The sequence below is a fragment of the Actinocorallia aurea genome, assembly GCF_054783995.1.
Genome location: NZ_BAAGPQ010000012.1, coordinates 761,957 through 783,313, shown reverse-complemented (window position 1 = coordinate 783,313; position 21,357 = coordinate 761,957). Strand labels below are relative to the sequence as shown.

Genomic DNA, 21,357 nt, shown 5'->3' with positions numbered 1-21,357 from the left:
ACCATGCTCATCAATGGCGACGCTTACCTGCGTGACACCCCCGCCGAAGGCCGGACCGTCCGGTCGGCGGAGCCCGCGCCCGGCGTGCGGCTGCTCACCCTGGACCGGCCCGACCGGCTCAACGCCATGTCCGGCGAGATGATCAAGGATCTGCACCGCGCCCTGGACGAGATCGCGCTCGACGACTCGTGCCGCGTCGTGGTGCTGACCGGGGCGGGCCGCGCGTTCTGCGCCGGGCTCGACCTGCACGACCCGCCGCGCCGCGACCGCGACGAGCCCGAGACGGGCGCCGCGCCGCGGCTGTCGAGCCCGCAGGCGGGCCTGCACGTCCAGCAGGCCATCGCCTCGCTGGTACCTAAGCTGCGCAATCTGCGCCAGCCGGTCATCTCGGCGGTGAACGGCCCGGCGTCCGGCGGTGGCTTCGCGCTCGCGCTCGCCAGCGACGTCCGGGTCTGCGCGGAGTCGGCGAAGTTCAACGCGGCGTTCGTTCGGATCGGCCTGTCCGGCTGCGACATCGGCACGAGCTGGCTGCTGCCCCGGCTCGTCGGCGCGGGCATCTCGCACGAGCTGCTCCTCACGGGCCGGTTCGTCCATGCCGAGGAGGCGCTGCGGATCGGGCTGGTGAGCCGGGTCGTCGAGGACGGCGAGGTCGTCGGGGCCGCCCTGGAGATCGCCGCGCAGATCGTCGCGAACAGCCCGATGGGCGTGTGGATGACGAAGGAGGTGGCCTGGAGCCAGCTCGAGGTCGGCAGCCTCCAGGCGGGCATCGACCTGGAGAACCGCACGCAGATCCTCACGTCCTACACGCGCGACCAGACCGAGCAGATCGTCTCCTTCCTGGAGCGCCGCCCGGCGAAGTACACCGACTCCTGACGGGGATCCCGCCGCGTCCCGACCCCGGGGCCGCGGCGAGGTGGTCTGTCCTGGATTCTCTGCACTTTGGCACGAAACGCCATTCTCGCTTTTCGCGAATCCTGCTCTATTCACTGAGTGGCCGCTCACTTAAGTTACTCGTTGGAAACATGACCGAGCGGGAGACGGGTGAGAGCCGTGGCGCGTGAACCGGGGTCCGGCACGGACGGACCGAAGCGGTGGACGAGGGCCGGAGCGGGCTTGGCGGGGCTGCTCCTCGCCGTCGGGCTGGGCTCGGCCGGAGGGTCGCCCGCAGTAGCGGGGGCCGCCGTGAGCGCGAAGGTGCCGCGCGCGGAGTGCGGCCAGGGGTCGAGGCCGGAGACGGGCCTGCAAGGGCAGGTCCCGTTGAAGGACCGCAAGAGCGGGCGCTCCAAGTCCGGCTACGAGTGCAACCTCGAACTCGTCAGCCGGTACCAGGGTCAAGGGCAGGCCACCGTGGGCGCGTCCTACGGGACCTGCCAGTACCTCGGGACGATCCTCCCGAGCGCCGTCACGGCCAAGCGGCCCGGTGTGAACGTCATCGACTTCAAGAACCCGGAGAAGCCGAAGCTGATGGCCTCGCTGAAGAGCCCGGCCACCCTCGGCGGCACGTGGGAGACCCTGCGCGTGCACGAGGGCCGCGGGCTGCTCGCCGCGGTGTCCGTGGGCGCGGCCGTGGGCGGGTTCTTCGTCTCGGTCTACGACGTGAAGACCGACTGCGCCCACCCGAGGCTGCTGAACGGGATCAAGGGCACGCACCTCACCATGCCCGGCGCGTTCCCCGGCCATGAGGCGGCCTGGTCGCCCGACGGCCGCACCTACTGGACGACGGGCATCGTCGGAGGCGTCGTCGCTGCCCTGGACATGACGGATCCGCGCAAGCCGAAGGTCGTCTTCAACGGGCTCACCGACACCCTGTCGCACGGCGTCCACGTCAGCCCGGACGGCGACCGCCTGTTCATCGCCAACTCAGGCATCCCCGCCGGGATCAGCGTCTTCGACTCCAGCCAGATCCAGCGGCGCAAGCCGAACGCCCGCCTGAGGCTCATCTCGAAGGTCTCCTGGGACGACGGCATAGTCAGCCAGTACGCCCACCCGTTCACCCAGGGCGGCCGCACCTACATGATCGCGGTCGACGAACTGGGATCCGGTGGCGTCCGGTTCTTCGACCTCTCGAACGAGCGCAGGCCCAAGCTCGTCCGCAAGATCAAGCTGGAGATCAACCGGCCGGAGCACACGGGCGCCCGCAAGGCCGACCTGGCCAGGAACGGCATCTTCGGCTACGACTCCCACTACTGCACGATGGACCGGACCGTGAATCCGACGGCCCTGGCGTGCGGCTGGGCCCAGTCGGGCATCCGCGTGTTCGACATCCGGGATCTGCGCCGCCCTCGCGAGATCGCCTACTTCAATCCCGCCGCGCAGGTCGGCAAGCGGGCGAGGCTCACCAACTCCGCGCACGCGTTCGTCCCGTTCGGCGGCTACTTCTCCGACCTGCTGAACACCACGCCCGACGACGCCCCGCTCTACACCGGCGAGACCGACATGACGGCCGACTGGTGCATGTCCCCGCCGCGCTTCGCCGGAAACCGCCTGTACGTAGCCTGCGACGACAACGGGGCGCTGCTCCTGCGGTTCACCAACGGCGCGTACCCGCGATGACCCGGGCTCTCGCGGGCCGGGCCCTGACCGCCTTGGCGCTCATCGCCCTCGGCGCCGTCGCCGCCCTCCTCGTCACCGGGGCGGGCGGCGGCGACCGCGGCCGAGCGCCGGGCAAGGTGGAGATCGGCTTCGCCCAGGACATGATCGCCCACCACGCGCAGGCCGTGACCCTCGCCCAGGCGGTCCTCGGCGGCGGCGCCGGCGACGCGGTGTCCCAGCTCGCGACGGGCATGCAGCTCGCCCAGCTCCGCGAGATCGGACAGCTCGAAGGCTTCCTCGCCCTCTGGGACGCCCCGCACATCGGCGAGGACCCGCCGATGTCCTGGACGGACGGCCATGGCCACGCCCACGCCCATGGCGAGGAGGCCTCCATGCCCGGCCTCGCCACGGTGGACGAGGTCGACGCCTTGGGCGACCTGAAAGGGGAGGCCCTGGAGGCGCGCTTCCTCCAGCTCATGATCCGCCACCATCAGGGCGGCGTGCTCATGGCCGACGCGGCGGTACGCCTGACCGCGGACCCCGACGTGAAGGCCTTCGCCGTCCGCGCGGCCACCGAGCAGCGCCAGGAGACCGCCACCATGACGGGCCTCCTCGCGGCGCTCGGCGCCGAGCCCCTCCCGTCCCCGGCCTGAACGGGAACGGCGCCGGAGGGCGGGGCGCGCGCCCTCCGGCCCCGGCCGGCCCGAAGCCGAGCCGGTCAGCGCCCGGTAAAGATCGGGCGCGGCCGGGATGTCCCGGTCTCCTGGCGGCAAGACCCGCCCTATGGGCACTGGGGCTGAGGTCGCGGTCATCGGCGTCGGACGGCTCGGCGAGGCGCTCGTGCGCGGGCTGCTGCGCGCGGGCGTCCCGGCCGCCGCGATCGGCGGATCGTCGGGGTCGGCGGAGGCCGCCGCGCTGCTGACGGAGCGGCTCGGCGTCGCGGTCGGCACGGATCCCGCCGAAGCCGTCCAGGACGCCGCGACGGTCCTGGTGGCGGTGCCCCCGGCCGGGGTCGCGGGGGTTCTCGGCCGGATAGCGGGGGTGCTCCGGCCGGGTGCGGCGATCGTGTCGCTCGCCGCCGGGGTCCGGTTGGAGACCCTCGTCGCGGCGCTGCCCGGCGAGACGACCGCGATCCGGGCCATGACGAACCTTCCCGTCGCCTACGGGGCCGGCATGACCGTGCTGTCCGCGCCGGCCGGGGCGGCCTCGGAGGCCAGGGAGCGGGCCGAGAGCCTGTTCCGCGCGGTCGGGGCCGTCGCCTGGGTCGCCGAGGAGCAGCAGGCGGCGGCCACCGCCGTCGCGGGCTCGGGACCGGCCTACCTCTACTATCTCGCCGGCACGCTCGTGGACGCCGCGGTCGGCGAGGGCCTCGACCGCGACACCGCCCGCCTCCTGGTCACCCGGACCCTCGCCGGAGCCGGGATCCTGCTCCGCGAGGAGGACGCGGCACCGGACGAGTTGCTGGCCGAGGTCGCGACGCCCGGCGGAACCACCGCGGCGGCACTCGACAGGCTGGACCGGGGCCAGGTGGCGCGCGCGGTGCGGCAGGCCGTCCGCGCCGCCGCGGAGCGGGCTGACCCGACCGCGGCCCGGCTGCCCGAGATCCTGCGGACGCGGGCCGCGCTGGCCGTCACCCGGCTCCAGTTCGCCTCGGGCGGGGTCTGGGAGGAGCCGTTCGTCGTCCGCCCGCACACGGCCTCGGTGCGCGAACTCGACGAATGGCTGGACGCGGCGGACGAGGACGTCGCCGTCGAGGTGTTCTGCACCGACGAGGTCTTCCTCGGCGCCCGCGTCGCCGACCCCGTGTTCCTGCGCGCCGTCCTGGAGGCGGTGCGCCGCGGCACCTGGAGCACCCTCGCGGACGCGCCCGCCCACTGGCGGCTGCCCGACGGCACGCCGCTCCTGCCCGGCGACCGCCCGGAGAAGCTGGAGGTGGGGGTCGTCAACGCCTGGCGCAGCGTCGGCCCGTCCCTCCTGTGGCGGCGCGGCGAGCCCGCCCCGAACTTCGCCAGGCTCGGCGAGGCGCTCCGGCTCGCCGCCTATGCGACGCCCGTCGCGCTGGAGGCGGCCTGGACGGTGCCCGCGACGGCCGGGACGGTGCCGGCGTGGATCGGGGTGAACGTGTCGGAGCCGCTGTACCGGCTCGACGAGGGCAGGCTCGCGTCCCTCGCGGAGAGCTTCCTGCACCGGACGGGCTGAGCTCACCCGGCGGCGGCGCGCTCCGACAGCCCGGTGAGCAGCGCGACGGCACGGTCGGCCGCCTCATAGGGCACGAAGAGGTGGTCGTGGTGGAAGCCGGCGACGACGTTGCAGCTGAGCCCCGCGTCGGCGAGGACCCGGGAGACCGCGGCGGTGAGCCCCACGGCCTCCAGCGCCGAGTGGACCCGCAGCGTGATCCGGGCCGCGACGTAGCCGTAAGGCAGGCCCGCCGCTTCCGCCTCCTCCTGGCGCAGCACGAGCGTCAGCCCCTCGTCCTCGGCGACCGTCACGACGGGCGCGAGCCTCGCGGGGACGGGGCCGGGGACGGTCGTGAAGACGTAGCGGCCCGGATCGAGCCCGGGCCGCATTCCGGCGAGCAGTGTGGCGAGGTCGGTCTCGGGAGTCACGGCCGACCAGCCTAGACGTCCCGCGCACCGCCCGCCGAGGCCAGGAGGGTCCGGGTGTAGGGGTGCTCGGGCGCGCGCATGATCTGCTCGGTCGGTCCTCGCTCGACGATCAGCCCCGCGCTCATCACCGCGGTCCGGTGCGCGAGCGCGCCGACGACGGCGAGGTCGTGCGAGATGAGCAGGTACGCCAGCCCACGGGATTCCTGGAGCTCCAGCAGCAGGTTGATGATCTGCGCCTGCACCGAGACGTCCAGGGCCGTGACGGGCTCGTCGAGGACCAGAAGGTCGGGCGACAACGCCAGCGCGCGGGCGATCCCCACTCTTTGGCGCTGCCCTCCGGACAGCTCGTGCGGCCTGCGCCCGGCGAACGACGGATCGAGTCCGACCTCGTCCAGCAGCGCGCCCACGTCGGCGTCCCGCTTCTGCAGCCGCAGCGGTTCGGCGAGCGAGCGCCCGACGGTCCAGCGTGGATTGAGCGAGCCCGACGGGTCCTGGAACACCATCTGGAACCGGGGCCGCAGCGGCCTGAGCCGCCGCGCGGGCAGCCCGGCGAGCTCCGTCCCGTCGAACCTGACGCTCCCGGACGTCGGCCGGGTCAGCCGGACCGCGCAGCGACCCAGCGTGGACTTGCCCGACCCTGACTCGCCCACCACCGCGACGGTCTCGCCGCGCCCCACGTCCAGGCTGACGCCCGCGACTGCCTCGTGCCGCCCGTAGGACTTGCGGACGTCGGTCAGGGAAAGCAGCGGCTCACTCATCGCCGACCGCCCAGCACGCGACGCCGTTCCTCAGCTCCGGCGTCTCGCTCGCGCACCTGGCCAGCGCGACGGGGCAGCGCGGATGGAACGCGCACCCCGGCGGCCTGGCCGACGGATGCGGCGCCTGACCCGCGACCACCGGCAGCGGGCCGCGCGGCGCCCCGAGCTTCGGCCGGGACGCCAGGAGCGCCTTCGTGTAAGGGTGCCGGGCCCCGGTCGAGATCCGCCCGGCGACGCCCACCTCCACCAGTCGCCCCGCGTACATGACGGCCACCGCGTGGGCCTGCCTGGCGACGAGGTCGAGATCGTGGCTGACCATGACGATCGCGGTCCCGGTCTCCTCCTGCAGGCCGCGCAGCAGCTCCATGATCTCCGCCTGGATCGTGACGTCGAGCGCCGTGGTGGGTTCGTCGGCGATGAGCAGCCGCGGTTCGAGCGCGATCGCGACGGCGATCCCGACGCGCTGGCGCTGCCCGCCGGACAGTTGGTGCGGGTAGGCGCGGGGCCGGTCGACGCCGATGCGGGCGAGCAACGCGACAGCCTTGCGCCGGGCCTCTCCGCGTGCGGCGCCGTGGATGCGGAACACCTCGGCGACCTGCGCGCCGACCCGCATGAGCGGGTCCAGCGAGGCCGACGGGTCCTGGAAGACCAGGCCGACGTCCTTGCCCCGGACCTTCGCCAGCCGCTCCTCGGTGAGCTCCGCACCGTCGAGCAGGACCCTTCCCGAAGCCCGGTCGACGCCCTCGGGCAGTAGCCCGGCCAGTGCGAGGACCGCCGTCGTCTTGCCCGAACCGGACTCCCCGACGAGCCCGAGCATGCGCCCGTACCCGACGTTCAGGGAGATCCCGTCGACGAGGACGGTGTCCCCGGCGGTGACGCGGAGGTCGTGGACATCAAGCACGGTCGCTCTCCTTCACGTCGAAGACGCGGCGCAGGCCGTCGCCGAGGAGGTTGACGAGCAGGACCGTCACGGTGAGGGCGAGGCCGGGCCACAGCGGCACCCACCACGCGGTCTCCATGAGGTCGCGCCCGTCGTTGAGGATCGTCCCCCAGGACGGGGTCGGCGGCCGGACCCCGAGGCCGAGGAACGACAGCCCGCCCTCGATGAGGATGAGCGCGCCGACCATGAACGTCCAGATGACGGCGTTCGCGCCCGCGACGGCGGGCAGCAGGTGCCTGGTGAGCACGTACCGGTGGCCGCCGCCGAATCCGACGGCCGCGCTCACGTAGTCCTCGCCCTTCAGGCGGCGTGCCAGCGCGCGGGTGACCCGTGCGGGGGTGACCCATCCGGCGAGGGTGAGGAGCACGATGAGGACGGTCGTGGACGACCCGACGACGGTGATCGCGGCGATCGCCAGGACCAGGAACGGGAACGCGATCCACAGGTCGCCGACGCCCATGACGATCCGGTCGAGCGGCCCGCCGAGGTAGCCCGCGACGAGCCCGGCGACGACGCCGACCAGGCAGGCGAGGGTCGCGGCGACGAACCCGACGAGCAGGGATGTCCGGCCGCCCGCGAGGGTGCGGACGAGGAGGTCGCGGCCGAGCTGGTCGGTGCCGAGGGGGTGCCCGGCGACGGCCCCGTCCATCCAGAACGGCGGCGCGAGCCCCTCGGACAGGTTCTGCTCCAGCGGGTCGGCCGACAGCAGCAGCGGTCCGAACACGACGGCGAGGGCGAGCAGCACGAGCCCGGCCAGCGCGGCGCGTGCCGGGGAGGACAGGCGGGTCATCCGGCGGACTCCCTTCCGACGCGGGGGTCGGCGACCCTCCCGAGGACGTCGCCCAGCGCGCTGACGGCGACCACGATGACGGCGACGGTGAACACGGTGGCCTGAACCGTCGGGTAGTCCTGCTCGGTGATCGCCACGACGAGGCCGCGGCCGATCCCGTCGTAGGCGTAGAGCTGCTCGACCAGGACGGTGCCCGACAGCAGGTAGCCCGTGTCGGTGATGAGGAACGCCAGCACCGGCGGGAACGCGTTCGGCAGCGCGTGCCGCCACAGGACCCGGGCGCGGCTGCCTCCCTTGGCCACGACGGCGCGGCAGAAGTCCTGCGAAAGCGCCTCCAGCACGCCCGCGCGGGTCAGCAGGACCACCCGCGCGAGGGTGAACACGGTGAGCGTGACGACCGGGAGCACCGCGTGCGCGGGCGTGGTCGAGCCGTAGGAGGGCAGCCAGCCGAGCCAGAGCGCGAACACCAGCAGCAGCAGGAGGCCGAGGACGAAGTTCGGGATCGCCTGGCCGAGCGCGGCGGCGCCGGAGACGAGCCGGCCGAGGAGCCCGTCGCGGCGGGCCGCGGCGACGACGCCGAGCGGCAGGCCGAGCGCGAGGGACAGGACGAGCGTGGAGACGACGAGCTGAAGGGTGAGGGGCAGCTTCGCGAGGACCGCGGGAAGGGCCGACTCGCCGCTGGCCCTCGCCGTTCCGAAGTCCAGCCGGGCGACGTCGCCGAGGAAGCCCAGGTACTGGTCGAGGAACGGGTCGTCGAGGCCGAGCTGGGCGCGGACCCGCGCCAGGTCCTCGGAGCTGCCGCCCGGCCCGACGAGCACCGCGGCGGGGTCGCCCGAAAGGTGCAGCAACGCGAACAGAAGCGTGAGGACGCCGAGGACGGTGACGGCGAGGCGGATCGCCCAGATGAGGACGGTCCACAGCAGCCAGGCGGGCGCGGCCGGACGCGCGCGTGGCGCGTCCGGCCGCTTGAGCGAGGCGGTCGCCAACGTCAGGACTTCTTCGAGGTGGCGAAGTCGGCGTTGCCGCTCGGGGTGAGCCCGAGGTCGGTGCTCTTGCCGTGCACGTAGACGGTCTGCGGCCAGGCGAGGAACACCACGCCTGCCTCCTCGTTGAGGATGCCGGCCATCTCCTGGATCGTCGCGGCCCGCGCGGCGGCGTCCATCTCGGTGCCGGACTTCGTGAACAGCGACGTGTAGTCGTCGTTCTCGAAGTGGCTCTGCACGCCCTCGGGCTGCGCGCCGAACCGGCTGACGCTCGCGATGTCCTTCAGGTCGAAGTAGTCGGTCTGCCAGTACAGCAGCGGCACCTCGCTCTTCTTGAGCAGCGAGGTGATGAAGGTCGCCAGGTCCTGGATGACGACCTCGCTCTTGATGCCGACGGCCGTCAGGTAGCCGGCGGCGATCTCGGCCTGCTGCTTGAACAGGGCGGTGGTGGCGATGTTCAGGGTCAGGTCCTCCGCGCCCGCGTCGGCCAGGAGCTGCTTGGCCTTGGCGACGTCGTACCCGTAGCCCTGGAGCGCGTCGTCGTAGCCCGGGTAGCCGGGCTGGAGGAGCTGGCCGGTCGGCACCTCGCCGAAGCCCGACAGGCCCTCCTTGACGAACTCGTCCTTGTTCACCGCGAGATTCAGCGCGATCCGCACGTTCTTGTCGCGGAGCTTGTCCTCGACGGCCGGGATCATCGACAGGATCGCGCACGAGCCCGCCGGGGGAGCCTCGACCGTGAAGTCCTTGAGCTGGGCGGCGACCGCGGGCGGCAGGCCGAACACCGCGTCGATCTCCCCCGAGCGCAGCGCCGTCGTCAGGGTGCCGGAGTCGGGGATGGCGACGAGGCGCGCGGACGTGACCGCCCCGGGCTTGCGCCACGACTGCGGGAACGCGTCGAGGTCGATGCTCTTGTTGACCTCGTACCCGGCGACCTTGAACGGGCCGGTGCCTGAGGCGACCTTCGCCGGGTCCTTCTCGAAGATCGAGGGATCGACGATGTGGAGGCGGCTCAGCCGGTTGAGCAGCACGGGGTCGGGTGCGGAGGTGGTGACCCTGACGGTCTTGGCGTCGACGGCCTCGGAGCCCTTCAGGAAGCCCATCTCGCCCTTGCGGGCGGCGAAGGCGGGATTGTCGGAGAGGACCCGCTCGATGTTGGCGACCACGGAGTCGGCGTCGAACGCGCCGCCGTCGTGGAAGGTCACGCCTTCGCGGAGCGTGAACTCCATGGTCTTGTCGTCGATCTGCTTCCACGAGGTGGCGAGCGCGGGCTCGGCCTTGCCGCCAGCGCCGAGGTTGATCAGCGGGTCGTACACCTGGGTGGTGAACGTGGTGCCGACGCTGGACAGCGCGATCAGCGGGTCGAGGGAGTTGGTGATCGAGGTGGAGGCGAAGACCAACGGAGTGGAGGCGGCGTCGCCGCCCTCTTCCTCGCTTGTGGCGCACCCGGTCGCCACGGCCAGGGCCGCGAGGCCGCCCATTTGGAGGAGCCGCCTGCGGCTCAGGAACAGTACTTCGCCCATATTCGTTTCCTTATCAGAAACACCGTTACGCACATGGGAACGTAGGTCAGCCGTCTGGGCGGCGTCAAGAGAGCCCGCGGTGCCGATCCGCCGCGGAGATCAGGCTTAACGCGACGGTTACCGGCCGGACTCCGGTCCGGCCCAGTGCGGGCGGGAGCACTCGAAGGCGGATTTCGGGCATCCTTGGTCCGGTGCGCAGTCGCGCGCACGGGCAACCGAGGAGCACGCATGAGTGACCGTCCCGCCGATCTGGTCTTCACCGGGGGACCGGTCCTGACCATGGACGCGGCGCGCAGCCGGGCGACGGCCCTGGCCGTCCGGGACGGGCGGATCCTCGCGGTCGGGCACGACGAGGTGAAGGAGCTGATCGGGGACCGCACCGAGGTCGTCGACCTGCGCGGGCGGGCGCTGCTCCCCGGGTTCCAGGACGCGCACATCCACGCCGTGATGGGCGGGATGGAACTCGCGCGCTGCGACCTCACGGGCACGACCGACGTGGCCGAGTACCTCCGCCGCATCCGCGCCTACGCCGACGCCCACCCCGACCTGCCTTGGATCACCGGGGGCGGCTGGTCCATGGAGAGCTTCGCCGGGGGCACCCCCTCGGCCGCGCTCCTTGACCAGGCCGTCGCCGACCGGCCGGTGTTCCTGCACAACCGCGACCACCACGGGGCGTGGGCCAATACCCGCGCGCTGGAGCTCGCCGGCCTCAGCGCGGCCACCCCCGACCCGGCGGACGGCAGGATCGAGCGGGACGCCGCCGGGAACCCGTCCGGGACCTTGCACGAGGGCGCCGCGGACCTCGTCGGGGCGCACATCCCCCCGGACACCCCGCGCGAGCGCCTGGAAGGCCTCCTGCGGGCCCAGGAGATGCTGCACGGCCTCGGCATCACCGCCTGGCAGGACGCGATCGTCTGCGGCGCCGACGGCTATCCGGACATCTCCGACGCCTACCTGACCGCCGCGAAGGACGGGCTGCTGACGGCCCGGGTCGTCGGGGCGCTGTGGTGGTCGCGGACCAAGGGCGGCGAGCAGATCACCGACCTCCTCGCCGCGCGCGAGCGGCTCACCGTAGGGCGGCTGCGCTGCTCGACCGTCAAGGTGATGCAGGACGGCGTGGCGGAGAACTTCACCGCCGCGATGACCTCCCCGTACCTCGACGCGTGCGGCTGCCTCACCGGCAACAGCGGCCTCAGCTTCGTCGATCCCGAGGCACTGCGCTCCCACGTCACCGCGCTGGACGCGCACGGCTTCCAGGTCCACTTCCACGCGCTCGGCGACCGGGCCGTCCGCGAGGCGCTGGACGCGATCGAGGCGGCACGGGCCGCGCACGGGTTCCGCGACACCCGGCACCAGCTCGCCCACCTCCAGATCGTCCATCCTTCCGACGTGCCCCGGTTCCGGGCCCTCAGGGCGCTCGCCAACCTCCAGCCCTACTGGGCGGCCCATGAGCCCCAGATGGACGAGCTGACCATCCCGTTCCTCGGCCCCGAGCGGGCCGGATGGCAGTACCCGTTCGCCGACCTCCACAAGGCGGGCGCGACCCTGGTGATGGGCAGCGACTGGCCCGTCTCCACCCCCGACCCCTTCGAGGCACTGCACGTCGCCGTCAACAGGGTCCTGCCGGAAGACGACGGGCCCGTCTTCCTCCCCGACCAGCGCCTCGACCTGACGACCGCCCTGGCGGCCTACACGGCGGGCTCCGCTTACGCCAACCACCTTGACGACTCGGGCTCGCTCGTTCCCGGCAACCGCGCCGATCTCGTCGTCCTCGACCGCGACCCCTACGCCGCCCCCAACGCCCTCGCCGAGACCCGGGTCGACCTCACCTTCGTCGACGGAACCCGCGTCCACGCCTCCCCGACGGCCTGATCCGGAGGCCCCGCGAGGTTTCTCCCGGAGGCGGGGGCGGGAAGGGGCCCGGTAAGGGACGGGGGAAGGCTCATGGACGAGGACGGGCGGCGGGCCGACGCGCTCGTGCTGTTCGGGATCACCGGCGACCTCGCGGCGAAGATGGTCCTGCCCGCGCTGTACCGGCTCGTGCGGGACGGCTTCCCGCTCGGCCGGGTGGTCGGCGTCTCCCGCGGCGGCCGGACCCTGGCGGAGATGCGCAAGCGGGCCAGGGCGGCCGTCGAGGCGCAGGGACCGGTGGACGACGCGGTCTTCGCCGAGTTCGCCGGGCTGCTCCGGCTCGCCGCCGTCGACTACGACGACCCGGACTCCTTCCAGGCCGTCTCGGCGGAGGTCGCCGACCGCCGCTTCCTCGCCCACTACCTGGCCATCCCTCCGGACCAGTACGCCAAGGCCGCCGAGGCCCTCGCCGCCTCCGGCCTGAACGAGCGGGCCAGGCTCGTGGTGGAGAAGCCGTTCGGGCACGACCTCGCCTCGGCCCGCGCACTTGAGGCCCGCCTGACGCGGTGCTTCCCCACCGAGGAGGTCTTCCGGGTCGACCACTTCCTCGGCAAGGACGCGGTGGAGAACCTGCTCGCCTTCCGGGCGGCGAACCCCCTCGTCGACCGGATCCTGCACCGCGACGCAGTGCGCTCCGTCCAGGTCTTCGGGATCGAGGACCTGGACGTCGAAGGACGGGGAGGGTTCTACGACGGCACCGGATGCCTGCGCGACGTCGTGCAGAACCACCTGCTCCAGACGCTCGCCGTCTTCACGATGGAGACCCCCGAGACGAACGCCGCGCAGGACGTCGTCGCCGAACGGGTCAGGGCCTTGCGCGCGTTCCGGACCGTCCTGCCCGAGGACTACGTGCGCGGCCAGTACGACGGCTACCGGGACACCGAAGGGGTGCGCCCCGACTCGACGACCGAGACGTTCTCCGCCCTCCGCCTGTTCGTGGACACCGAGCGGTGGGCGGGCGTGCCCTTCTGCGTCCAGGCGGGCAAGGGCCTCGCGGCCACCGCGACGGAGATCGTCGTGGAACTGCGCGGTCCGGCGCCCGCCACGCAGCACGCGCGGGCGGCGGCGGACTCGCCCCCGGACCTGCTGCGGCTGCGGCTGGAACCCGAGGCCGGGGTGACCGTCCGGCTCCTGGCCGCGCACGGCCCGTGGTCCGCCGACGCAGCCCTCGAACCGGACGCGCTGGACGTGGTCGCGCCCGCCGCCGACTTCCCCCACCTGACGGGGAGCAATGTCACCGCCTACGAGCGCGTCATGGCCGCCGCGATGACGGGCGACGCACGCCGGTTCGCGAGCATGCGCGCGATCGAGGAGTGCTGGCGCGTCGTCGGGCCGCTCCTCGACCCGCGGGACCCGCCGATCCCTTACCGCGCGGGGAGCGAGGGCCCGGCCGAGGCCGCCCGGCTGACGCCCGGCGGCCGCTGGTTCACCCCGGGCGCTACGGCAGGGTGAAGTCCGGGTCCGCGCCGAGGACCTTGCCGGGGTTGAAGAGCCCCAAGGGATCGAGGGCGTCCTTGACGGCCCGCTGCATCGCCCGGACGCCGAGTGAGAGCTCCTGCTGCATGCCCGCGCGCTTGAGCAGGCCGATGCCGTGCTCGCCCGACACGGTGCCGCCGAGGGCCAGGGCCGCGGCGATGAGGTCCTCGAACGCCGCCTGGGCCGCGGCGCGGGCCGCCGCGTCGCCGGGCGGGGTGATGAGCAGCGGGTGCAGGTTGCCGTCGCCCGCGTGCGCGATGGTGGCGATCCTGACGCCGCGGCGGCGGCCGATCTCCTCGACCCTGCCGAGCATCGCCGGGACCGCCGAGCGCGGCACGCACACGTCCTCGGTGAGCACGGGGCCGAGCCGCTCCAGCGCGGGGTAGGCCAGGCGTCTGGCGGAGAACAGCGCCTCCGCCTCCACGGGGTCGCTCGACCGCTCGGCCCACAGGGCGCCCGCGTCCCGGAACGCGGCGGCGACCGCCGCGGCCTCCTCGTCGCCCGCCGCGCCGGGGGAGTCGACGCTGGCCAGCAGCATCGCCTCGGCCGACGGGTCCACGCCCAGGTGCTTCCAGTCCTCGACGGCCTCCAGGCACGTCCGGTCGAGCAGTTCCAGCGCGGCGGGCACGAGACCGCGCGCGGTGACCAGGGCGACGGCCCTGCCCGCCTCGACCAGGCCCTCGAAGGACCCGACGACCGTGCGCGGGGCGTCGAGCCGCGCCGGGCGCAGCCTGAGCGTCACCTCGGTGACGACGCCCAGGGTGCCCTCGGAGCCGACGAACAGCCCTGTGAGGTCGTAGCCCGCGACGCCCTTGGTGGTGCGCCTGCCGATGCGCTGACGCGTCCCGTAGGCGCCTCCGGGGCCGCCGACGACGACCTCCATGCCGAGCACGTAGTCGCGGGTGACGCCGTACTTGAGGCAGCACAGGCCGCCGGCGTTCGTGGCGACGTTGCCGCCGATCGTCGACCAGGGCGCGCTCGCCGGGTCCGGCGGGTACCACAGGCCGTGCTCGGCGGCCGCGGCCTTCAGGTCGTCGTTGACGACGCCGGGCTGCACGACCGCGAGCATGTTCGCCGGATCGATCTCGACGACGGCGTTCATCCGCGACAGGTCGAGCACGAGGCAGCCGTCCACCGCGTTCGCGCCGCCCGACAGGCCCGTGCCCGCGCCGCGCGGGACGACGGGCACGCCGAGGTCGGCGCAGGCCGCGACGGCGCGGGACACCTCGTCGGCGGAGCGCGCCCGCAGCGCGGCCAGGGGCGCGCCGGCGGGCGCCCACTCGGCTTCGTCGTGGCTGACGCTCCCGAGCACGTCGGGATCGGTGATGAGGCTGCTGTCGGGCAGGGCCTTGGCCAGGTCCTCGTGGGTCGTGAGAGTGATGACGCACCTCGCTTTCCTCTCGAAAGTACCCCTCACCAGCGCAGGAACGCCCCATCAATACGGAGTGTGACGGTTATGTCAAAGGCGATTTAACATCGGCGGAATCGGACTTAACAGAAAGGTAGTTCTGGACCGCTGTAATCGGGCGCGAACCTGCGAAACATGAGCATCACTCGCCTCTGGTGTCTCGGCTGTTTCGCGTCCGAAAGGAACTGAACCTATGCGCAAGGCCCCCCTGGCCTGGGCGCGCGCTGCCCTCGCTGTAACGGCCGCGACCGCCCTCTGCACGTCCCTGCTGACGGCCCCCGCCGCAGCGGCCCCCGGTGGCGACTGGACCGTCGCCGAGGTCGACGGCGGCCACCTCATCACCCTCACGCTGGACGAGGCCCTGCCCGTCCGCGACGCCGCCCCCGAGCTCGCCGTCGACGGCGAGTCGCTCGGCCCCGCGATCGAGTCCGCGGACGGCACGACGCTGACGCTGCTCACCTCCGACCCGCGCGCGGCCGACCCCGAAAGCGTCCAGGTCGCCTGGAACGGCGAAGTCGAGAGCCTCGTCTCGCCGCGCTCCTTCGGCCTGCTGCCGAAGCCCGGCAAGAAGCCGCAGAAGGCCGACGCCGACCCCGCCACGCCCGGCCGCTACGCGGTCGAGCAGACCTCCTACGACCTCGGCGACGAGGCCATCACCCTCGCGGGGCTCGGCGGCCGCAAGGGCGAGATCAAGGCCACGGCGTACCTCCCCGTCGGCGCCAAGGGCGAGCGGCCCCTCGTCGTCTTCCTGCACGGCCGCCACTCGGCCTGCTACGACCCGGCCACCCGCCGGACCAACAACTCCGCCTGGCCCTGCCCGGCCGGCTACCAGCCGATCCTCAGCGACACCGGCTACACCGGCGCGGCCGACGTCCTGGCGAGCCACGGCTACGTCGTCGTGTCGGTGGCGGCCAACGGCGTCAACGCCCAGGACGCCGGCTACTCCGAGGACCGCGGGGCGCTCGCGCGCGGCGAGGTCGTCATGCGCCACCTCGACCTGCTCGCCGAGGCGAACAAGGGCAGGGGAGACGCGCAGCTCGTCTCCCTGTTCAAGGGTCGGCTGGACATGGACGACATCGGCCTCATGGGCCACTCCCGCGGCGGCGAGGGCGTCGTCAAGGCCGCCCTCATGAACGCGGGCCGCAAGCACCCGTACGGCATCGAGGCCGTCCTGCCGCTCGCCCCGACCGACTTCGCGCGGGCCACCCTGCCCGACGTGCCCATGGCCGTCATCCTGCCCTACTGCGACGGCGACGTCTCCAACCAGCAGGGCCAGCACTTCTACGACGACTCGCTCTACGCGGACGCCGACGACACCGCCTTCAAGTCGTCGCTCATGATCATGGGCACGAACCACAACTTCTTCAACACCGAGTGGACGCCCGGCGTGGCGACCGCCCCGGCCAACGACGACTGGTCGAACCAGAACGACGCGACCTGCGGCACGAACGCCTCGCCCGACCGGCTGACCGCCGCCGAGCAGTACGACGTGGGCACCGCCTACATTGCGGGCTTCTTCCGCCTCGTCCAGGGCGGCGAGGACGAGTTCCTGCCGCTCTTCGACGGCAGCGACGAGGTCCCGGCCTCAGCGGGCCGCGCCGTCGTCCACGGCGTCGCCCAGGCCCCGGCCGGCGAGCGCACCGACGTCGCCGCCTTCACCTCCGCGGCCTCCTCCGCCGAGGTGTCCGGCAACGCCACCGGAGTCATCTGCGCCTCGATGCTCGACCGCTCCCCGCAGACCGGCCTGCCGTCCTGCGCGACCCGCCTGACCACCTCGCAGGCTCCCTCGTGGACCCCGGCGACCTACGCCCCGAACGTCGCGGCGACCCCCGTCATGCGCTTCTCGTGGGCCGACACCACAGGCAGGCTCACCGCCTCGGTCGGCAAGAAGGACCGCAAGGCCGCCAAGTCCGAGTACCTGTCCTTCCGGGTGGCCCGCGACGAGACCGTCCCCGCGGCGGCCGAACTCGACCTCTCGGTCTCCGTCGTCGACGGCAGGGGAAGGACCGCCACGGTGAACGTCGCCGACCTCGGCGACGCGCTCACCGCCTTCCCCGGCACCGCCTCGCCGCTCGGCAAGACCTGGCTGCGCTCGGTCCGGATCCCGGTCGGGGACTTCAAGAAGGTCGACACCAAGGACATCCGCTCGATCGTCCTCGCCGGCGCGAGCGCGACCGGCGCCGTCTACCTCGCCGACCTCGGCTTCACCGACATGAGCGTCGGCAGGGCCACCCTCGACGAGCTGCCGCAGGTCTCCGTCGAGGGCGCGACCGTCGTCGAAGGCGACGGCCCGGGCACCGCCACCTTGACGGTCTCCCTGTCCGAGCGCTCCCGCGTCCCGGTCACGGTGAACCTCCAGTCCTTGGCGACCGGCACCACCCCGGTGATCACCCAGAACACCGCGGTCGTGACGATCCCGGCCGGCCGCACCTCCGGCACCTTCACCGTTCCGCTGGTCGGCAACGACACGGTCTCGACGGCGGCGCAGTCCTACCAGGTCATCGCCACCGTCCCGGCGAACGCCGCCATCGGCTCCGGCTTCGCCCGCCTGGTCGTCACCGAAGACGACTGACCCGCCCTTGCGCCAGGCCCTCCCCCCGGGCCTGGCGCCTCCCGGCCCGGATTCGGAACCAACCCTCCGAATCCGGGCTTTTTTCTCCCTCGCGTGAGGGAGGTGCGCCTTGATCTCCGGACGTTAGCGTCTGGTGATCAAGTGGTGCGGGGTCGATCGAGGGGCAGCGTGATGCGGTTCTACAGGAGGTTCTCCAAGCGGTTCGTCGTCATGGCGGTGGTCACGGTGGCCATCGGCACTCTCGGCGCGGCGCCGTACGCCGCCGCTCCGGAACCCGTCAGGGTCGCGCTCGGGCCGGACGGCTGCCCGCGCAGTCCGCTGGATGAGGTGCCCTACGGGTGGGGCGAGGTTCCGTGGGGTCCGGCCCATGTCCGGGGCCTTGCCGAGGGAACGGTCACCGAGGCGCTGCTCTGCCGGATGACGTACGAGCTCGGCGGTGGTGACGGCTGGCTCGAACCACTCCACCTCACGCGGAGAGCACGGGACCTCCAGACCCTCGTCGAGGACCTGCCGAGGGCCGACACGAGCGGCGCGACGACGATGGAAGGCTACGCTCCGGCCAATCTCGTCCTGCGCCACGCGGACGGGCGGAGCACCGTGCTGGCCTTCGACTTCAACTGGGACGTGGTGCGATCCCCCCGCGCCCAGCGCGGCGGCGCCGCACACCTCCACAACGCCTTCCTGCGCCTGTGGCGCGCCGAGACGGCCCGCAGCCCGACCGAGGTTCCACCTGCGGAGTGCCCGGCCAGGCTGCCGCGCGACTACCTGGCCGCTCCCCGCCACCCGGCTCCCGGCCCCGTCCGCGACTTCGTCCGGTACTCCGCGGGCCCGCCCCTGCCGTCCCCCTTGGCGGTGGTCCGCGCCTGCCGGTACACCACCGACGCCACCGGCCGCCTCGTCCTGCGCGCCCAGGGCACGACCCGCGAGCACCTGCCCGAACTCCGCCCCCTCATCGCCGCCGCCACCGACCCGGACGCCACCGGATCGACCGGCGACTTCCGCCGCTACCTGGCCTGCGTCCGCACCTGGCTGAAAAAGGGCGTCCCCGCCCTCGACACCTTGCATGCCACCGACGTCACGGGCAGAACCGTCCACCTGACCCTGCCACGAGAGCCCTGCGACGGCCGACACCGCTGGCTGTTCAGCGGCCCCCTCACCCCAGAAGCCGCCGCCCTCATGGCACAACTCCTGGACTGAGCCGAATCGGACCTCCCGATCGCGCACGGCCCCCGACCGATCCCGCAGCCCCTCCGCGAGGCGGATTTCGCCCCGAGCCAGATGCCGACGATGAACATGCTCACGCCACCCGTAAGCCCTCGCCGTGGCGTACGACCCGCCCCGCACGAGGAACGCACCCGTCCCTGCCTCCCGCTCCCCGGCCTCCGGCCGTTGAGCGGGTGCCAGGGCCCGGGGCATGGCCTGGGCGCGAACGCTCCTCTCACCGGCGAGTTCGCGAAACGGGAGGAACATCAGGTCGAAACCAGTGCCCGCTCGCCGAGCCAGATCTTTTCACCGGCGAGTCCGCGAAACCGAGGGAACGTCACGGTGCCGGTCGAACGGGGGAGCACCGTCCGTGAAAGGGGGTGCGTCAAGTCTGTTCGTCGCGCCGGGGGAGAGCTCAGGGTCAGGTGGGGGCTTGGTGGAGGCGGCGGAGGGTGAGGGCGAGGTGGAGGCGGAGGCGGCCTTGGGGGGTGTGCGGGGGCCAGCCGAGGAGGCGTTCGGCGTGGGCCAGCCGGTCCTGGAGGGTGGAGTGGTGGATGCGGAGGGCGCCGGCGGCCGCGCGGAGGCTCGGGGAGGTGGTGACGGCGTCGAGGGTGGCGAGCATCCAGGGGGCCGATCGGCCGGCCTCGTCGAGGGTGGTGACGTCCTTGCCCTTGGGGGTCGCGGGCGTCACGGCCTGGGCGAGGAGGAGAAGGGCGCCGGACTCCTCGGCATGGACGACGCGGGGGCCGGGGTCGAGGTCGGTGCCTTCGGCGGTGAGACGCAGGGCGAGCCTGGCCGATTCCCAGGAGGAAGGAAGGTCCATGAGATGGGCGTGAGTGCCGATGCCGGCGCGCGAACCCTCCGCGAGGTCGTCCTTCTCGCGCAGGAGGGCGGCGCGGCCGTCGTGGTGGGCGACGGCCCGCAGCGGCTCGCCCGCGAAGAGGCCGAGGCGGCGGGCGGCGAGCGCCTTCGCGTCCGCCGGAGCTGCGGCGTCGAACAGCGTCTCCACAGAGGCCACCGACGCCCCGCGGCCGCGGGTCCGGTCCAGGACCGCCGCTGCCGCCGCCGAGGCCCGTTCCAGCACCATCGCGTCCACCGGACGGGGCGGCCCGCTGTGCTCCAGCCAGAGCACTCCGGAGCCGACCGGCGTGCTCGGCCAGACCGGATCGAGCCCGACGCCGTGCCCACCCGGCGTGCCAGCAGTGCCGGGTATACCCGGCGTGTTAGGAACACCGGGAACACCGGGAACACCAGGAGCGCCGGGAGCGCCGGGGGTGCCGTCGGCGCTGAATCGGAGGCGGATGTGGCGGGGAGGGTCGACGAGGGCGGCGGGGGTCTGGGCGAGCAGGGCGGCGGCTCTGACGATCGCCGCCAGGCCGGCGCCGTGCGCGGTGAGGTCGTCGAAATAGGCGATGACCCGCAGGGCCGCGCCGGCCTGCGGGTCCAGCGCGTCGAGCCGCACCGTCAGATCCTTCATCGGGCTCTCCTCACGGGCCGGCCGGCGCCCTCGCCGTCAGTCTGCCAGCAGGCGGGTGAGCCAGCGGGCGCGCGCGTCCTTCGCGTCGCGGGAGAGGGCGGCGTGCGGGGCCATGGTGTCGAAGCCGTGGAAGCCGCCCGGCCACACGTGCAGTTCGGCGACGCCGCCCGCCTGCCAGAGACGCGCGGCGTAAGCGACGTCCTCGTCGCGGAACGTCTCGGCCGAGCCCACGTCGATGAACGCAGGCGGCAGCCCCGAAAGGTCGGCGGCGCGGGCGGGCGCGGCGTAGGGGGAGACCGCGTCGGTGCCGCGCGCGTCGCCGAGCAGGGCCGTCCAGCCCGCCGCGTTCGACGCGCGGTCCCAGATCCCGCGCCCGGCCATCTGGCGCGCCGAGACCGTGTCGTTGCGGTCGTCGAGCATCGGGCACATCAGGAGCTGCCCGGCGAGCGCGGGGCCCTTGCGGTCGCGGGCGAGCAGCGCGACCGCCGCCGCCAGCCCGCCGCCCGCGCTCGCCCCGCCGACGATGATCCGGCCGGGGTCGACGCCCAGTTCGGAGGCGTGCTCGGCGCACCACAGCAGGCCCGCGTAGCAGTCCTCGACGGGCCCGGGGTGGGGCGTGCCCGGCGCGAGCCGGTACTCCACGGACGCGACGGCCGCGCCGACGCCCTCGGCGAGTTCGAGCATCTCCGGCAGGCCGATCCGGTTGTCTCCGATGATCATGCCTCCGCCGTGGGTGTGGTAGATCAGCGGGTACGGGGCGGCGGCCCCGGTCGGCAGGCACAGCAGCAGCGCGACCTCGGGCGCCCCCTCGGGGCCGGGGATCGTCAGTTCCTCGACGGTGTAGGCGCCGTCCCGCGAGAACACCTCAAGGGAGGGGCGCTGCACGGCGGACTGGAGCATCTCCTGGACCCGGGAGAGGTCGGCGAACGCGTCGGGCGGGATCAGCTCGTTCATGAGGCGGAGCACCGGCACGAGCTCGGCGTCGAACGGGGGCGGCGGTCCGACGGGCGCGGTCTCGATGAGGGTCATCGTCGTCTCCCAGGGGTGGTGTGATCGGAGTCACCATGGTGCCCGGTCGTGTGCCTCGGACGGTCCCGCCGCGCGGCGGATTCCACCCGCCGAATGGCGGGTCGACAGGGTAGGCCCGGCGCGGGGACCGTTTGGCGGCTGATCACCAGGGG

At 73.2% G+C, this 21,357-nt stretch carries 17 protein-coding genes; 8 read left to right on the top strand and 9 right to left on the bottom strand.

Features of this window, described 5'->3' with window-relative positions; all coding sequences use genetic code 11:
- Window positions 1-3 precede the first annotated feature (3 nt).
- The 4 genes from ACYVOM_RS16200 to proC all read left to right on the top strand — a co-directional run bounded on the left by ACYVOM_RS16200 (window position 4) and on the right by proC (window position 4,731).
- Window positions 4-873 (top strand): enoyl-CoA hydratase/isomerase family protein, encoded by an 870-nt coding sequence (locus ACYVOM_RS16200; protein WP_460304189.1) that lies wholly within the window; start codon window positions 4-6, stop codon window positions 871-873.
- 240 nt (window positions 874-1,113) lie between these two features.
- On the top strand, window positions 1,114-2,553 hold the full coding sequence (locus ACYVOM_RS16195) for an LVIVD repeat-containing protein (RefSeq protein WP_460304188.1): 1,440 nt from the start codon (window positions 1,114-1,116) through the stop codon (window positions 2,551-2,553).
- On the top strand, window positions 2,550-3,185 hold the full coding sequence (locus tag ACYVOM_RS16190) for a DUF305 domain-containing protein (RefSeq protein ID WP_460304187.1): 636 nt from the start codon (window positions 2,550-2,552) through the stop codon (window positions 3,183-3,185). Before ACYVOM_RS16195 ends, ACYVOM_RS16190 begins: the two co-directional genes overlap by 4 nt.
- Before the next feature lie 130 nt (window positions 3,186-3,315).
- The gene (gene proC, locus ACYVOM_RS16185) at window positions 3,316-4,731 is read left to right on the top strand and encodes a pyrroline-5-carboxylate reductase (RefSeq protein WP_460304186.1); all 1,416 of its coding nucleotides are present in this window, start codon (window positions 3,316-3,318) and stop codon (window positions 4,729-4,731) included.
- Window positions 4,732-4,733: 2 nt separating this feature from the next.
- Here the strand turns inward: proC and ACYVOM_RS16180 are convergent, their stop codons facing one another.
- The 6 genes from ACYVOM_RS16180 to ACYVOM_RS16155 are packed head-to-tail and all read right to left on the bottom strand — an operon-like array spanning window position 4,734 to window position 10,129.
- Window positions 4,734-5,138 carry an ACT domain-containing protein gene (locus ACYVOM_RS16180; protein ID WP_460304185.1) on the bottom strand — a complete coding sequence of 135 codons (405 nt, stop codon included), beginning with the start codon at window positions 5,136-5,138 and terminating at the stop codon, window positions 4,734-4,736.
- Between the two features lie 11 nt (window positions 5,139-5,149).
- A complete protein-coding gene (locus ACYVOM_RS16175; RefSeq protein ID WP_460304184.1) occupies window positions 5,150-5,896 on the bottom strand; it encodes an ATP-binding cassette domain-containing protein in 747 nt (248 codons plus the stop codon).
- Window positions 5,889-6,797, bottom strand: a complete 909-nt coding sequence (locus ACYVOM_RS16170; RefSeq protein WP_460304183.1) for an ABC transporter ATP-binding protein — start codon at window positions 6,795-6,797, stop codon at window positions 5,889-5,891. The genes ACYVOM_RS16175 and ACYVOM_RS16170 overlap by 8 nt, the downstream gene beginning before the upstream one ends.
- Window positions 6,790-7,626, bottom strand: a complete 837-nt coding sequence (locus ACYVOM_RS16165; RefSeq protein ID WP_460304182.1) for an ABC transporter permease — start codon at window positions 7,624-7,626, stop codon at window positions 6,790-6,792. Before ACYVOM_RS16165 ends, ACYVOM_RS16170 begins: the two co-directional genes overlap by 8 nt.
- Window positions 7,623-8,612 (bottom strand): ABC transporter permease, encoded by a 990-nt coding sequence (locus ACYVOM_RS16160; RefSeq protein WP_460304181.1) that lies wholly within the window; start codon window positions 8,610-8,612, stop codon window positions 7,623-7,625. The genes ACYVOM_RS16165 and ACYVOM_RS16160 overlap by 4 nt, the downstream gene beginning before the upstream one ends.
- A gap of 2 nt (window positions 8,613-8,614) precedes the next feature.
- Window positions 8,615-10,129, bottom strand: coding sequence for an ABC transporter substrate-binding protein (locus tag ACYVOM_RS16155; protein WP_460304180.1), 1,515 nt, complete (start codon window positions 10,127-10,129; stop codon window positions 8,615-8,617).
- 228 nt (window positions 10,130-10,357) lie between these two features.
- Between ACYVOM_RS16155 and ACYVOM_RS16150 the strand changes: the two genes are divergently transcribed.
- Both ACYVOM_RS16150 and ACYVOM_RS16145 read left to right on the top strand, forming a co-directional pair.
- On the top strand, window positions 10,358-12,001 hold the full coding sequence (locus tag ACYVOM_RS16150) for an amidohydrolase (protein ID WP_460304179.1): 1,644 nt from the start codon (window positions 10,358-10,360) through the stop codon (window positions 11,999-12,001).
- Between the two features lie 72 nt (window positions 12,002-12,073).
- The gene (locus tag ACYVOM_RS16145) at window positions 12,074-13,492 is read left to right on the top strand and encodes a glucose-6-phosphate dehydrogenase (protein ID WP_460304178.1); all 1,419 of its coding nucleotides are present in this window, start codon (window positions 12,074-12,076) and stop codon (window positions 13,490-13,492) included.
- Here ACYVOM_RS16145 and ACYVOM_RS16140 read toward each other — a convergent pair.
- Complete coding sequence (locus ACYVOM_RS16140) at window positions 13,479-14,933, bottom strand: FAD-binding oxidoreductase (protein WP_460304177.1); 1,455 nt, start codon at window positions 14,931-14,933, stop codon at window positions 13,479-13,481. The genes ACYVOM_RS16145 and ACYVOM_RS16140 overlap by 14 nt on opposite strands.
- 184 nt (window positions 14,934-15,117) lie before the next feature.
- On the opposite strand from ACYVOM_RS16140, the gene ACYVOM_RS16135 reads away from it, so the two are divergent.
- Both ACYVOM_RS16135 and ACYVOM_RS16130 read left to right on the top strand, forming a co-directional pair.
- Complete coding sequence (locus tag ACYVOM_RS16135) at window positions 15,118-17,496, top strand: poly(ethylene terephthalate) hydrolase family protein (RefSeq protein ID WP_460304176.1); 2,379 nt, start codon at window positions 15,118-15,120, stop codon at window positions 17,494-17,496.
- A 171-nt stretch (window positions 17,497-17,667) separates the two neighbouring features.
- Window positions 17,668-18,693 (top strand): hypothetical protein, encoded by a 1,026-nt coding sequence (locus ACYVOM_RS16130; RefSeq protein ID WP_460304175.1) that lies wholly within the window; start codon window positions 17,668-17,670, stop codon window positions 18,691-18,693.
- A 427-nt stretch (window positions 18,694-19,120) separates the two neighbouring features.
- On the opposite strand, the gene ACYVOM_RS16125 is transcribed toward ACYVOM_RS16130, so the two are convergent.
- Both ACYVOM_RS16125 and ACYVOM_RS16120 read right to left on the bottom strand, forming a co-directional pair.
- Window positions 19,121-20,176 (bottom strand): helix-turn-helix domain-containing protein, encoded by a 1,056-nt coding sequence (locus ACYVOM_RS16125; RefSeq protein WP_460304174.1) that lies wholly within the window; start codon window positions 20,174-20,176, stop codon window positions 19,121-19,123.
- A gap of 36 nt (window positions 20,177-20,212) precedes the next feature.
- Entirely contained in the window at window positions 20,213-21,205 is a 993-nt protein-coding gene (locus tag ACYVOM_RS16120) for an alpha/beta hydrolase (protein ID WP_460304173.1), read from the bottom strand.
- Between the last annotated feature and the right edge of the window lie 152 nt (window positions 21,206-21,357).